16 protein-coding genes and 1 pseudogene are annotated in these 13,417 nt (G+C 71.8%); 11 read left to right on the top strand and 6 right to left on the bottom strand.

Features of this window, described 5'->3' with window-relative positions:
- Positions 1–89: 89 nt before the first annotated feature.
- From E1289_RS31445 to E1289_RS31430, 4 genes are all read left to right on the top strand, one after another.
- Positions 90–1,283, top strand: coding sequence for an LCP family protein (locus E1289_RS31445; protein ID WP_131986720.1), 1,194 nt, complete (start codon positions 90–92; stop codon positions 1,281–1,283).
- 62 nt (positions 1,284–1,345) lie between these two features.
- Positions 1,346–2,266: a proline dehydrogenase family protein gene (locus E1289_RS31440; RefSeq protein WP_131986718.1), complete on the top strand. Its 921-nt coding sequence runs from the start codon at positions 1,346–1,348 to the stop codon at positions 2,264–2,266.
- A 56-nt stretch (positions 2,267–2,322) separates the two neighbouring features.
- Positions 2,323–3,117 (top strand): pyrroline-5-carboxylate reductase, encoded by a 795-nt coding sequence (gene proC / locus E1289_RS31435; RefSeq protein ID WP_131986716.1) that lies wholly within the window; start codon positions 2,323–2,325, stop codon positions 3,115–3,117.
- Between the two features lie 59 nt (positions 3,118–3,176).
- Complete coding sequence (locus E1289_RS31430; RefSeq protein ID WP_131986714.1) at positions 3,177–3,611, top strand: hypothetical protein; 435 nt, start codon at positions 3,177–3,179, stop codon at positions 3,609–3,611.
- Here the strand turns inward: E1289_RS31430 and E1289_RS31425 are convergent, their stop codons facing one another.
- A complete protein-coding gene (locus E1289_RS31425) occupies positions 3,612–4,601 on the bottom strand; it encodes an alpha/beta hydrolase (protein ID WP_243713272.1) in 990 nt (329 codons plus the stop codon). It lies immediately after the preceding gene.
- Between the two features lie 155 nt (positions 4,602–4,756).
- Here E1289_RS31425 and E1289_RS31420 point away from each other — a divergent pair, with 155 nt between their 5' ends.
- From E1289_RS31420 to E1289_RS31395, 6 genes are all read left to right on the top strand, one after another.
- On the top strand, positions 4,757–5,971 hold the full coding sequence (locus tag E1289_RS31420) for an acetoin utilization protein AcuC (protein WP_131986710.1): 1,215 nt from the start codon (positions 4,757–4,759) through the stop codon (positions 5,969–5,971).
- Positions 5,968–6,846: a phosphatase gene (locus tag E1289_RS31415; RefSeq protein ID WP_131986708.1), complete on the top strand. Its 879-nt coding sequence runs from the start codon at positions 5,968–5,970 to the stop codon at positions 6,844–6,846. Before E1289_RS31420 ends, E1289_RS31415 begins: the two co-directional genes overlap by 4 nt.
- Positions 6,847–7,199: 353 nt before the next feature.
- The gene (locus tag E1289_RS31410) at positions 7,200–7,403 is read left to right on the top strand and encodes a helix-turn-helix domain-containing protein (protein WP_131877351.1); all 204 of its coding nucleotides are present in this window, start codon (positions 7,200–7,202) and stop codon (positions 7,401–7,403) included.
- A gap of 536 nt (positions 7,404–7,939) precedes the next feature.
- Positions 7,940–8,038, top strand: coding sequence for an AURKAIP1/COX24 domain-containing protein (locus E1289_RS31405; protein ID WP_018654693.1), 99 nt, complete (start codon positions 7,940–7,942; stop codon positions 8,036–8,038).
- A 50-nt stretch (positions 8,039–8,088) separates the two neighbouring features.
- On the top strand, positions 8,089–9,084 hold the full coding sequence (locus E1289_RS31400; protein ID WP_131986706.1) for an NAD-dependent epimerase/dehydratase family protein: 996 nt from the start codon (positions 8,089–8,091) through the stop codon (positions 9,082–9,084).
- A gap of 31 nt (positions 9,085–9,115) precedes the next feature.
- Positions 9,116–10,039 (top strand): lysophospholipid acyltransferase family protein, encoded by a 924-nt coding sequence (locus E1289_RS31395; RefSeq protein ID WP_131986704.1) that lies wholly within the window; start codon positions 9,116–9,118, stop codon positions 10,037–10,039.
- Positions 10,040–10,082: 43 nt separating this feature from the next.
- On the opposite strand, the gene E1289_RS31390 is transcribed toward E1289_RS31395, so the two are convergent.
- On the bottom strand, positions 10,083–10,712 hold the full coding sequence (locus E1289_RS31390) for an LUD domain-containing protein (RefSeq protein WP_131986702.1): 630 nt from the start codon (positions 10,710–10,712) through the stop codon (positions 10,083–10,085).
- Positions 10,713–10,864: 152 nt separating this feature from the next.
- Between E1289_RS31390 and sigJ the strand changes: the two genes are divergently transcribed.
- Positions 10,865–11,857, top strand: a complete 993-nt coding sequence (gene sigJ / locus E1289_RS31385; RefSeq protein ID WP_131986700.1) for an RNA polymerase sigma factor SigJ — start codon at positions 10,865–10,867, stop codon at positions 11,855–11,857.
- A gap of 45 nt (positions 11,858–11,902) precedes the next feature.
- Here sigJ and E1289_RS31380 read toward each other — a convergent pair whose 3' ends face one another.
- The 4 genes and pseudogenes from E1289_RS31380 to E1289_RS39210 form a co-directional block, all read right to left on the bottom strand.
- Positions 11,903–12,262 (bottom strand): CrcB family protein, encoded by a 360-nt coding sequence (locus tag E1289_RS31380; RefSeq protein WP_243713271.1) that lies wholly within the window; start codon positions 12,260–12,262, stop codon positions 11,903–11,905.
- Positions 12,259–12,738, bottom strand: coding sequence for a CrcB family protein (locus E1289_RS31375; protein ID WP_131986696.1), 480 nt, complete (start codon positions 12,736–12,738; stop codon positions 12,259–12,261). Before E1289_RS31375 ends, E1289_RS31380 begins: the two co-directional genes overlap by 4 nt.
- 49 nt (positions 12,739–12,787) lie before the next feature.
- Entirely contained in the window at positions 12,788–13,162 is a 375-nt protein-coding gene (locus tag E1289_RS31370; RefSeq protein WP_131986694.1) for a hypothetical protein, read from the bottom strand.
- Positions 13,141–13,417: pseudogene (locus E1289_RS39210) on the bottom strand (hypothetical protein); the annotation flags it as partial. The gene E1289_RS31370 and the pseudogene E1289_RS39210, both read right to left, overlap by 22 nt.

The following is a 13,417-nucleotide window of genomic DNA, read 5'->3' as shown; positions in this document are numbered from 1 at the left end:
GGGTTTACCTGGGGGGCGGGGTCGCCTGAATCGGACACCTGGTTCTAAGTGGGCCATCGTGCGCTGATCGGACTGGTAGCTTCGGCGCCATGACCGCGCGAGATCTTCCTGGTTCGCCCGTTTCGCAGCCGTCCGGTGAGGCTGCGGGGCCGGGTGCGGGCGCCGATCGGCCCCAGCCCCCGGAGGCGCCGGGTGGGGACGGCGGCCCGGGGGCGAAGGGTGAGCCGGAGAACGCGTTCTGGGGCGGGTCGGACGGTGACGGGCCGGTCAGGCGCAAGCGCCGGTGGCCGCGGGTCCTGATCGCGATCGGGGTGTTCGCCGCGCTGGTCGTCGCGGGGCTCGGCGGGCTGGCGTGGCAGCGGCAGTCGTCCTACAACGGCAACATCGACCGCATCGAAGGCGTCATGCCGGAGAAGGGGGCCGACCGGCCGGGGCCGAACGTGAAGGGCACCGAGAACTGGCTGCTCGTCGGGTCGGACTCCCGGGAGCAGAACACCACCGGTGCGGGCGGCCGGGGCTGGAAGCCCGGCCAGCAGCGCACCGACACGATCATGCTGCTGCACCTGCCGGCGGACCGGAAGAAGGCGTACGTCGTCTCGTTCCCGCGCGACTCGTGGGTCGAGGTCCCCGGCTACGGCAACCAGAAGATCAACGCGGCCTTCTCCTACGGCGGGCCGAAGCTGCTGATCGAGACCGTCGAGAACCTCACCGGCATCCGGATCGACCACTACGGCGCCATCGACTTCGAAGGGTTCAAGTCGATGACGGACGCGCTCGGCGGCGTCACCGTCAACATCAAGGAGACGGTGTACGACCCGGCCCGCAAGAAGCAGTGGACGGCGGGCAGGCAGAAGCTCAACGGCGAGGACGCGCTGCTGTTCGTCCGGCAGCGGTACAACCTGCCGAACGGCGACTTCGACCGGATCAAGCGGCAGCAGGCGTTCCTCGGCGCCCTCGCCAAGCAGGCCGCGGACCGCGGGACGCTCACCAACCCGCTGAAGCTCGACCGGTTCCTGTCCGCGCTCACCAAGTCGATCAGCGTGGACGAGGGCGTGTCGGCGGGTGACCTCCGCTCGCTCGCGCTGAGCATGCGCAATGTCCGGGCGTCGGATGTGATGTTCATGACGACCCCGCACAAGGGCACCGGCAGCCGCGCCAGGCAGAGCGTGGTTTTCCTGGACCCGGCCAAGTCGAAGTCGCTGTTCGACGCCGTGAAGACCGCCCACATGGCCGAGTACGTCAGCCGGTACGGCGGCGCGAGCGGCCTCGGCAGCGTGTCGTGATCGTTCGCCGCGGGCGGGCATAACCTTGTCGGAGTCGGCAGGTCCACCGAGGGGTTCGCACAGTGCTTCGTCAGGCGTTGCTCGTCGCGTCGCGCAGTGACGGCGTGCGCAGGGTCGTGGAGACCGCGCCGTTCAGCGGGGACGTCGTCCGCAGGTTCATCGCCGGAGACACCATCGAGGACGCGGCACGCGTCACCGGTGAGCTGACCGGTGAGGGGCTGCTCGTCACCCTGGACGTCCTGGGCGAGGACACCCACGGCACGGGGCGGGCCGAAGAGAACGCCCTGCATTACATCCAGCTTCTGGAGCGGCTCGGTGCCGCCGGTCTCGGGACGCGCGCCGAAGTGTCGGTGAAGCTGTCCGCGATGGGGCAGACGTTCGACGAGGACCTCGCCCTGGACAACGCGCGCCGGATCTGCGAGGCCGCGCGTTCCGCCGGCACGACGGTCACGCTCGACATGGAAGAGCACACGACCGTCGACTCGACCCTGAGGATCGTCCACGAACTACGGCGCGACTTCCCCGATGTGGGGGTCGTCATCCAGGCGTACCTGCGTCGGGCCGAGGAGCACTGCGCGGAACTCGCCTACGAGGGTTCGCGCATCAGGCTCTGCAAGGGGGCCTATGCCGCTCCCTCGGCGGTGGCCTTCGCCCACAGGGACGAGGTCGACAAGTCGTTCGTGCGATGCATGAAGGTCCTGATGGCCGGCCGGGGCTACCCGATGCTCGCCACGCACGACCCGCGGCTCATCGAGATCGCGGGCGCCCTGTCCGTGCTGCACGACCGGGACGCGGACTCCTTCGAGTACCAGATGCTCTACGGGATCCGCCCGCAGGAGCAGCGGCGGCTCGCGGCGCATGGCGCCCAGGTCCGGGTGTACGTCGCGTACGGGCGGGAGTGGTACCCGTACTTCATGCGCCGCCTCGCGGAGCGGCCCGCCAACCTCCGGTTCTTCATGCGCTCCCTGGCGGGGCGGTCCTGACCCGTCCCGCCTATAGGCTGGACCGGTCGTCAGAAACCCCACGTCAAGGTGTGTCGATGATCGCGATTCTGGGTGCCGGGAAGATGGGCGAGGCGCTGCTGTCCGGGGTCCTCCGGGCCGGCCGCCGCCCGTCCGAGCTGATGGCCACCGTGCGCCGGGAGGAGCGCGGGGCGCTGCTGCGCGAGCGGTACGGCATCGAGATCGTGCCGAACGCGGAGGCCGCCGCCCGGGCCGAGACGCTGATCCTCGCGGTGAAGCCGCAGGACATGGGCGTCCTGCTGGACGAGGTCGGCCCGAAGATCCCGCCCGGCCGGCTGGTGATCTCGATGGCGGCGGGGATCACGACAGGGTTCGTCCAGGATCGGCTGGCGGAGGGCGTGCCGGTCGTCCGGGTCATGTCGAACACGCCCGTCCTCGTGGACCAGGCGATGAGCGTGATCTCGCCCGGGTCGCACGCGGGGGAGGAGCACCTCAAGCTGGCCGAGGAGCTGCTGGCGCCGGTCGGGAAGGTGCTGCGCATCCCCGAGTCGCTCCAGGACGGCGCGACGGCCCTGTCCGGCAGCGGCCCGGCGTACTTCTACTACCTCGTCGAGGCGATGGTGGACGCGGGCATCCTGCTCGGCATGCCCCGCGCCGCCGCCCTGGAGATGGTCATCCAGTCGGCCGTGGGCGCCGCCGTCATGCTCCGCGACTCCGGCGAGCACCCGGTGCTGCTGCGCGAGGCCGTCACGTCCCCCGGCGGGACGACGATCTCGGCGATCCGCGAGCTGGAGCGGCACGGTGTCCGCGCGGCCGTTCTGGAGGCCATCGAGGCCGCCCGCAACCGGGGACGCGAGCTGGCCGGCGGCTGACCGGAAAAGTTCATCTTTGAACATTGAGCCGATCCGGGTGTTCGCCCGTGAGTAGGTGTATGGGACTTCTACTGCGCCTTCTCGTCGCCGCGGGACTCGCCGTCGACGCCTACGTGCACTGGATCTTCGCGCCCGACATGGCCTTCGTGCAGGGCGGGGCCATCGGGGGAGACGTGCTCTTCCGCGCGCAGGCCGCGGTCGCGGGCGTCGTCGCGGTCCTGATCCTCGTGCGCGCGACCCGCTGGGCGTACGCGCTGGCCTTCCTCGTCGCGGTCGGCGCGGTCGGCGCACTCGTCCTCTACTACTACGTCGACGTGGGGCCGCTCGGCCCGCTGCCCGACATGCACGAGCCCGTCTGGTACGCCGAGAAGACGATCAGCCTGGCCGGGGAGGGTGTCGCCGCGCTCGCCGCCCTGGCCGGCTTCTTCGTCACCGGCCGCGGGAGGCGCACGAGCGGCGAGGTCCCCGCCCCCGAGTCCGCCGCCCGCGTCTGATCAGGCGGCCGCGGAACGTTCCGCGGTGGCGGGTGCCGTCACGGAGCGGATGAAGCGGGCCGTGTCGCGCATGGCGGCGGCGGCCTCCGGGAGGACGCGGTTCAGCATCTGGAAGACGTGCATCTGGCCTTTCCAGACCTGCAGTTCGCAGTCCGCGCCCGCGCCGGTCAGGGCCTCCGCGAGGGCCTCGGCCTCGGGACGCAGGACCTCGTCGCCGCCGACCTGGATGAAGACGGGCGGGACGTCGGTCCACGCGCAGGTGAGCAGGGCCAGCCGCGGGTCGGCGAATCCGGCCGGCCCCACCACGAGGCGGGCGACCCGCTGCGCCGAGACGGCGCTGATGTACGGGTCGCGGGCGCCGTGCTGCGCGCGCAGGGAGAGTTCGCAGGTCAGGTCGACCCAGGGGGAGAACAGGGCGAGCCCGGCCGGGCTCGGCAGCCCCTGCCGGCAGATCTCGCCCGCGAGCGCCGTCGCGAGGTGCCCGCCGGCCGAGTCGCCCGCGAGGACGATGCCGGACGCGGGAAGGCCGCGCGCCAGGAGCCAGCGGTAGGCGGCGACGGCGTCCTCCAGCGGCGCGGGGAACGGGTGCTCGGGCGCGAGGCGGTACCGGGGGACCAGGACGGGCAGCCCGGTGTCGAGGGCGAGCCGCGACGTGATCGGCCGGTGCGTGCGCGGGGAGCAGACCACGTAGCCGCCGCCGTGCAGGTAGAGCACGGCGCCTTCGGCGGCGCCCGCCGTGGTGCCCTCGGCGTCGCGGGAGACGACCCACTCGCCGGTGACGGGACGCTCGCCCCGGCCGGTCTCCAATTGCGGGTCGTTCAGCGGCAGCACGCGGACCCGGGAGCCGAGCCGGATCAGCAGCGACGCCGCGTCCACGGTCGAGCGGGCGGTGCGGATGCCGCCGGGATGGCCGGGGATGCGGTGCAGGATCGGGCGTACGCCCAGGCGGAGCACGTTGCTGATCGCGCGGCTGCGGACGCTCGGATCCATCTGCGTTCCATCCGTAAGTAAATACTGTCTTATGAGTATGCCCATTTCCGGTCTGTAATTCACGTCACAGGTTCGTCGCGGAGGCGGCCTCCGTGTCGGCCCCGGGGCGGCGGCCTGTGAGCCAGGCCACGTGACCGAGGCGATACCGTGAGGTCATGAGCAGTGCCGCGCCCTCCCCGTCCTCGGCTCCCGAGAACTGCGGGCTCGAGGTCTTCTGGGACGAACGGCTCGTCTCCTACGACTTCGGCCCCGGCCACCCCATGAACCCCGTGCGCGTCGAGCTGACCATGGCGCTCGCGCGGGAGCTCGGCGTCCTGGACCGTCCCAACGTGCGCGTTTCGGCGTTCGAGGCCGCGGACGACAAGCTGCTCCGGCTCGTCCACGAGGAGTCCTACATCGCGGCGGTGAAGCACGCGGGCGCGACCGGGCTCCCGGAGGTCCGGTACGGGCTCGGCACCGCCGACAACCCCGTGTTCATCGGCATGCACGACGCGTCGGCGCTGGTCGCGGGCGCCTCCGTCGCGGCGGCCGAGGCGGTCTGGGCGGGACGCGCCGAGCACGCCGTGAACATCTCCGGCGGCCTGCACCACGCGCTGAGCGGCGCCGCCAGCGGGTTCTGCGTCTACAACGACCCGGCCATCGCGATCGCGCGGCTGCTGGAGAGCGGCGCCGAGCGCGTCGCCTACGTCGACATCGACGTCCACCACGGCGACGGCGTCCAGGCCGCCTTCTACGACGACCCGCGCGTCCTGACGATCAGCATCCACGAGACGCCGCGGACGCTGTTCCCCGGCACCGGCTTCCCGAACGAGACCGGCGCCGAGGGGACGTCCGTCAACGTCTCGCTGCCGCCCGGCACGGGCGACCGGCCGTGGCTGCGCGCGTTCGACGCGATCGTCCCGCCGCTGCTGCGCCGCTTCCGCCCGGAGGTCCTGGTGACCCAGCACGGCGCCGACGGGCACGCGCTCGACCCGCTGGCGCACCTCACGCTCAGCGTCGACGGCCAGCGCACCGCCTACAGCCTGCTGCACAGGCTCGCGCACGAGACGGCGGGCGGCCGGTGGATCGCCACCGGGGGCGGCGGCTACGAACTGGTCCAGGTCGTGCCGCGGGCCTGGACGCACCTGCTGGCCGAGGCCGCGGGCGGGCCGATCCCGCCGGACACGCCGACGCCGGAGGGCTGGCGCGCGTTCGCCAGGGAGCGGACCGAGGAGATCGCCCCGCGCCGGATGACGGACGGGACGGACGTGGTGGAGGTCAGCACGTGGGCGAGCGGCATCGACCCGGCGAGCCCCGTCGACCAGGCGGTGCTGGCGACCCGCCGGGCGGTGTTCCCCGAGCACGGCCTCGACCCGATGACGGACGTATGACGGCCGCCGGGACGCCGCCGGCCGCCGGGCCGAAGCCGGCGCCGACGCGGGACGAGCTGCGCGCCCACCTCGTCCGGACGATGATCGCCGGCGGGGTGGCGACGCCGCGCCAGAACAACCTGCTGCACTACCGGCGGATGGCCGCGGGCCACCCGTACTACCAGTTCGGCCTGGAGCTGAAGCCGTCGTGGACCGAGCGGTCCGTGCTGGAGATGATGGTCGAGCGCTGCGGCGTGGACCCCGACCCCCGGCACATCTACGGCGACGACACCATCGACCCCGAGATCACGCTCGACACGCTGGAGGCGATGGGCGAGCGCATCGGCGCCGCCGCGCGCCGCCGGGAGAACGTGGTGCTCGCGACGGGGCATCCGGCGACGCTGACTCCGCTGTACCAGGCGGTCGCGCGGGCGCTGGCGGACGCCGGCTGCCGGGTGCTGACGCCCGCCGCGGGCTGGACGTACGAGGTCGAGGTCGGCTACGGCGGCCTCGACCTGCGCCGCCTCGTCTACGCCGAGCCGGGCGTGGCGATGCTGGAGGGCGACGACTACCGGACCCACCACACCCACGACCCGGACCCGATGGAGGCCATGCTCCGGGAGCTGGCCGATAGCGCTTCCGGGGGATCTCCGGAAGCTAAACCTGATTTTTGGCCGGATCTGGCCATCGCCGATCACGGCTGGGCGGGAGCCGCCGGCCAGGCGGGCATCGACACCGTCGGGTTCGCGGACTGTAACGACCCGGCGCTGTTCGCCGGCGCCGCCGAAGGCAAGATCGATGTCGTCGTTCCGCTCGACGACGGCGTCGCTCCGCACCACTACGCGCCGCTGACCGCGTACATCCTTGATCACGCGGGTCTCCACCCGACCTCCTGACCCGGCCGCTGACCGGCTGACACCGGGCCCCGAGGTCGCTGCGAATGTCACTGCGTGTGACAAGACGGCCGTACCGGGACGGATGGGCTTGCGCGACGCCACCGGGAGCGGCGGAACCGCAGGTCAGGGCGGGGTTTCGGTTGACAACCGTTCGCCGTGCCACGCAATGTGCCGTCATGTCCACGCTGCGTGTGGAATCAGCACTGTGTCCCTGGAGTCAGGTCGGGGGACGTAAATGTGCGGAACTCCCCTCTTGCGACTGCCGATACGCGATTTACGCTGGAGGAAGTACACGTGCGTGATCAAAGTCACCCAAAGGGCCGGTGCGCGGCACGTGTGGAAGAGGGCGTCCGATGACCTCAGGCGAGCGACCTCTGAGCGAGGTCAGGTTCCTGACCGTGGCCGAAGTGGCCTCGGTGATGCGGGTGTCCAAGATGACCGTCTACCGACTCGTCCACTCCGGCGAGCTGCCCGCGATCCGCGTGGGCCGTTCGTTCCGGGTTCCCGAGCAGGCCGTTCACGACTACCTGCGCGACGCGTACATCGAAGCCGGATAACGGGTAGGGGCGGGGCATGACCCATGACCCCGCCGGATACTCCGCACCCGGCCGTGCAGGGGGCATCGGGACGGGCCCCAGGGCACGTCCCGAAGCTGGGGACGCAGGACGAGGACCGGAAGGCCGGTCCGGACACCTTGTTAGTCCAGGGGGGCGACCCCCTGGAACCCCCGTCACGCACGGGGCACCGTTTCGCGATCCGCTGGCGCGTCTCGCGAAACGGCCCCCCGTGCGGCGGGTCGTGCGGCCTGCGCTCGCTGCGCTCGCTCCGGCCACCCGACCCGTGGGGCGATCATGCATGCAGGCGACCTCTGGAAACTCCGTCGGGCAGCGTAAGGCGTGCCATCCCGGGCCGCACGGCCCGTGGGGCGATCGGTCAGGCGGGGAGCCTCTGGAACGCCGTGGGGCGGGGCGCGGCGTGATCTCCCCCGCTCCGGCGGTACCCTTGGGCGGCGGACCGTGCGCGCGTATCGAGAGATGCTCGCCGCCGGCACGACCGCCTCCTGCACAACACCCGACATACCGAGCGAGGTCTCGTGGGCTCTGTCATCAAGAAGCGCCGCAAGCGAATGGCGAAGAAGAAGCACCGCAAGCTGCTGAAGAAGACACGCATCCAGCGTCGCAACAAGAAGTAGTCGACACGCCGGCAGATCAGCCGTAAGGGGTGGGGCGCACAGTGTCCTCGATGCCCGCCGCCGCGGCCCGTGTCGTCCTCGTCACGGGCGTGTCCCGTTTCCTGGGGGCGCGGGTCGCGAACACCCTGCAAGCCGACCCGGGCATAGAACGGGTCATCGGCGTGGACACCGTGCCGCCGGACCTGCCGCTCGGCCGCACCGAGTTCGTCCGCGTCGACATCCGCACGCCGAGCATCGCGAACATCATCGCCTCGGCCGGGGTCGACACGGTGGTGCACCTCAACCTGGTGACCTCCTCCACCGTCCCGCGGGCGAAGGTGAAGGAACTCAACATCATCGGCACGATGCAGCTGCTCGCGGCGTGCCAGCGGTCGCCCGACATGCGCAAGCTCGTCGTGCGGTCCTCGGCCGCCGTGTACGGGTCGTCGCCGATGGACCCCGCCGTGTTCACCGAGCTGGACGAGCCGGTCGAGGCGCCCAGGTCCGGGTACGCCAAGGACGCGGTGGAGGTCGAGGGGTACGTCCGGGGGCTGACGCGGCGCCGGTCCGACCTGACGGTGTCGGTGCTGCGGTTCGCGAACTTCCTCGGCCCCGGCGTGGACTCGCCGCTCTCCCGGTACCTGCATCTGCCGGTCGTCCCCACGGTGCTGGGCTTCGACCCGCGGCTGCAGTTCGTGCACGAGGACGACGGTGTGGAGGTCCTGCGCCGGATGACCGTCGAGGACCATCCGGGCTGCTACAACGTCGCGGGCGACGGCGTCCTGCTGCTGTCGCAGGTCCTGCGCCGCGCCGTGCGCCCCTACGTGCCCGTCCCGTCGCCGGCGCATTCGGTCCTCGGCGACATCGGACGGCGTTTCGCGGGCCTGTCCGGCTTCTCGCCGGAGCTGCTGCGCTGGCTGACCTACGGCCGGGTGATCGACACCACCGCCCTGGAGGACGAGCTGTCGTGGCGTCCGAAGTACAGCTCCGAGGCCGCCTTCGCCGACTTCGCCGAGGCCCAGGGCTTCGGCCACGGCCGCATGACCTCGCTGCTCGGACGGCGGTGAACGACCCGACGTGCGTGAAGGAGAGGCCACGATGATGAACGCCCACCACGAGGACGACGAGGGCGCGCAGGTCATCCACCTCGCCTCGGCCCGGGACGACGACGCGCCCGGCCACGCCGAACGCGGCCCCCTCGAACGCGGCATCGCGTCCGGCCTGGCGTTTCTGCGGCGCCGCCTGTCCGGCGAATACGAGGTGGACGAGTTCGGCTTCGACCCGGAGTTCAACGACACCGTGCTCCTGCCGCTGGCCCGCGCCCTGTACGAACACTGGTTCCGCGTCGAGCTCGTCGGCCTGGACAAGATCCCGGAGGGCGGCGCGCTCCTGGTCGCCAACCATTCCGGGACGATTCCCCTTGACGCGCTCATGCTGTCGGTCGGGGTCCACGACCACGCCGACCGGCACGTCCGCCTGCTCGGCGCGGACCTCGTCTACCAGATCCCGGTCCTCGGGCACCTGTCCCGCAAGGCCGGGCACACCCTCGCCTGCAAGTCCGACGCGGCCCGCCTGCTGTCCAAGGGCGAGCTCGTGGGCGTGTTCCCCGAGGGGTTCAAGGGCGTCGGCAAGCCGTTCACCGACCGCTACAAGCTGCAGCGTTTCGGCCGCGGCGGTTTCGTGGGCACCGCCCTGCGGGCGGGCGTCCCCATCGTCCCGTGCGCGATCGTCGGCGCGGAGGAGATCTACCCCAAGATCGCCGACGTGCGCCCGCTGGCCCGGCTCCTCGGCCTGCCGTACTTCCCGGTCACCCCGACGTTCCCGTGGCTGGGCCCCGCCGGGCTCGTGCCGCTGCCGTCCAAGTGGGTGATCCAGTTCGGGGAGCCGATGACCCTGGACGAGTACGACGCGGAGGCGGCCGAAGACCCGATGACGGTCTTCGACATCACCGACCACGTCCGCGAGAACGTCCAGCAGATGCTGTACGACACCCTCCTCCGCCGGGGCCCCGCCTTCCTCTGACGGCCCCCCGACCAGCGGCGGACCCCGGACCGACTCCGGTGGTTCAGAATCCGATCGCCTCGCGGAGCAGCAGGACGGTGCCGCGCCCGGGCCGCGGTTCGGCGTTGAGGACGAGGAGGCGGTTGACGGCGCTGGGCCACCCGTGGGCCGCCTGGGTCCGGGCGGTCTCCAGCGGAAGGCAGTGGTCTTCGACCCGGCGCAGCGCGGTGTCCAGGTCGGGTACCACCTTCTGCGCGCCGACGACCCAGATGGCGCGGGCGGCGCCGCCGGCGTAGCCGGGCAGCTGGCTTCCGCTGCCGGAGGCGATCACGAGGGAGCCGGTCTCGGTGACCGCGTGGACGCTGCCCACGATGACGTCCGGCGCGGCGCCCAGCCGCCGGATGTCGTCAGCCTGGGCGGTGCGGTCCATGGCCAGGACGCGGGGCCTGATGGCCTGGTACCGCCCGCTGGCGTTGATGTCCTCCTCGATCCCCGACAGGCGGAGGGTTTCGCTGGCCCCGGTGAGAACGCCGGCACCGTCCGGTATCAGGTCCTTGATGCGGGTACGTGCGGTGGCGGCGTCGTCGAGGATCTCCACGGTGAACCCGTGGGCGCTCAGCGCGGCGGCCGCCCGTGCCAAGCGCTGTGCAGGCGCTGGCTCGGTGAACGGCGCGGTCGGCATGGAGGTGGTCATGATGCTTTCCCTGTCCGCTGGATGACGTGTTCGTGTCATCGGTTCGACAGGACGGCCCGCCGGAATGTCAGGTGGCGCACCGGCCTCACATTCCAGTGCGCCGTCCTGTCGAATGGGGGAGGGCAGAAGCGACCAGGGGAGCCGTAGGCGCCATGACCGACCGACCCCGGCAGGGACACGACCGGACCGATCCGGGCCTGGACGCGATCATGAGCGAGCGGCGCCAGCTGATCAATCTCGCCTACCGGATGCTGGGCTCGCTCGCCGAGGCCGAGGACGCCGTGCAGGAGACCTACACCCGCTGGTACGCCATGACCCCGCGGCAGCGGGGCGCCATCGAGTCCCCCGGCGCCTGGCTGACGACGGTCGCCAGCCGCATCTGCCTCAACCTGCTCTCCTCGGCACGCGTCCGGCGGGAGACCTACGTCGGCGAATGGATCCCCGAGCCGCTGCCCGAGCGCACGGAGTGGACCAGCGGGCGCCCGGGCGCCGCGACCCTCGACCCGGCCGACCGGGTCACCCTGGACGAGTCGCTCAACCTGGCCTTCCTGGTCGTGCTCGAACAGATGACCCCGGCCGAGCGCGTCGCGTTCATCCTGCACGACGTGTTCTGCCACCCCTTCGCCGAAGTGGCCGAGATCGTCGGCCGCACCCCGGCGGCATGCCGGCAGCTCGCCTCCTCGGCCCGCCGCCGCGTCCGCGCCGCGCAGCCTTCCGCGACTCCGGCGGCCCAGCCCGATCGCGTCGTCAGAGCCTTCAAGCGGGCATGGGAGGCCAAGGACATCGCCGCCCTCATCCGGCTGCTCGACCCCGACGCCACCGCGACCGCCGATGGCGGAGGATTGGCCGTCACCTTCCCGCGTCCCATCGAGGGCGGCGAGCAGATCGCACACACCTGGGCCGAACTCGCCCACCGCATACCCGACGACCTGGTGCTGCTGGAACGCACAGTGAACGGTCAGCCCGGCCTGGTGGCCGAGCAGGACGGCGCCATCGTGACCGTGTACGCGTTCCAGGTGACAGGCGACCGGATCAAGCACATCTGGGTGATACGCAACCCCGAGAAACTCCGCACCTGGACAACGGGTTCCGGGGCGCCATGGCGGCGCGTCCCCGGCCACGGACCTCGCCGGTCGGACGGGTAGGACCGCTGTTCGAGAGGTTCCACGTATCGCTGGGCACCCGGACGTTCACAAGATCTCGGCCAGGGCCATGCCGCAGTAGGCGGCCCCGAGCCCGGCGGTGATCGAGACGGCGGCGTTGATCACGGCTCGGAGGCGGGCGCCGTCTTCGGCGAGCCGGAGCGTCTCGTAGCCGAAGGTGGAGTAGGTGGTCAACGCGCCGCAGAACCCGAACCCGGCCAGCGCCATGAGCCCCTGCCCGGCGGGCAGCGCGGCCAGCAGCCCCAGCACCCCCGAACCGGAGATGTTGACGGTGAGGGTGCCCCAGGGGAAGGGGCCGCCGTGCCAGGCCTGCACCGTCCGGTCGACCAGGTACCGCAGCGGCGCCCCCACCGCCGCGCCGGCCGCGACCAGCAGCACCGCGCTCACGGCCGCCCCCATCCGCGCCGGACTGCCAGCCGGGTCAGCTTCGCCCCGGCGTAGACGGCCACCAGGGCCCCGGCCAGGGTGGCGGCGAGGTAGAGCAGCCCGGTACCGGCGGCGCCCGCCTCGATGGCCTGCTGCGCCTCGACGATGTACGTGGAGAACGTGGTGAACCCGCCCAGCACGCCGACGCCCAGGAACGGGCGCACCAGCCGATGCGCCCGCCACACCTCGGTGATCGCGACCATCAGCACCCCGATCAGCAGGCACCCGGCCACGTTGACGCTCCACGTCGCCCACCCGAACGTGTCCGGCCGATGGGGGAGCGCCACGCTGATCCCGTAGCGCGCCAAGGCCCCGAGCACCCCGCCGGCCGAGATCGCGCCCAGCGTCGTCCACGGCGCCCGCCGCAGTTCCGACCGCTGCTCGGGCACCGCCAGATCGACATCGGGGTCGACGATATGCGCGTCTTCGTCGGACATCGGCCTCCCTCTACCCGCACATTCGATCATCGACGGTACGGCCCGGTGGTCACCAGGTGGACGGGAAGAGCCGATGCTTGAGGAGCCGGTCGATCTGAGCGGCGGCGGCCTCGGCGTCTCCGCAGAGGCAAAGGTAGCCGCGCCGCCCCCACTGTGCCTCGTGGTACGCCCAGGTGCGGCCGGGAGTGGCGAGGACGCTGACGACGATGCCGATGTCCTTCGTCGCCCGCGCGTGGACCCACAGCAGCGGGACGGGGACGGGGAACTCCTCGCGCCGGTAGAACTTCTTGAAGCGCCAGCCTCGGGGCGCGAGAGCCGCCGCGAGATCGTCCAGGTACCGCGCCGCCGTCCCGTGGCCCCGCCTGGTGCGCCACCGCAGCAGATGGCGCTCCGCCCGGACGGCTAGAGCCCGCACTTCGCCCACGCGATCTTCCCTCCTTCCACCAGCGGCCGGACGCCCCAGGCGTGCGCGAGTCCGGCCACCATCAGCAGGCCCCGCCCGTCCGTCGCCGCGTAGTTCTCCGCCCGCATGACCGGCTGCCCATCGCCGCCGGTAGGGTCGGCCGCGCGGCGAGGTGCCCATGAGGGCCCTTTTCCGCGCGGCCTCCCTCCGAACCGGACGTGCGAGTTTCCCCGCATCCGGCTCTCCAGTGGTTCTTTTGTGAGTTTGACGGTCTGC

The organism is Actinomadura sp. 6K520, assembly GCF_004349245.1.
In the GTDB taxonomy this organism is placed as follows: domain Bacteria; phylum Actinomycetota; class Actinomycetes; order Streptosporangiales; family Streptosporangiaceae; genus Spirillospora.
This window is presented reverse-complemented; position numbering and strand designations above follow the sequence as displayed.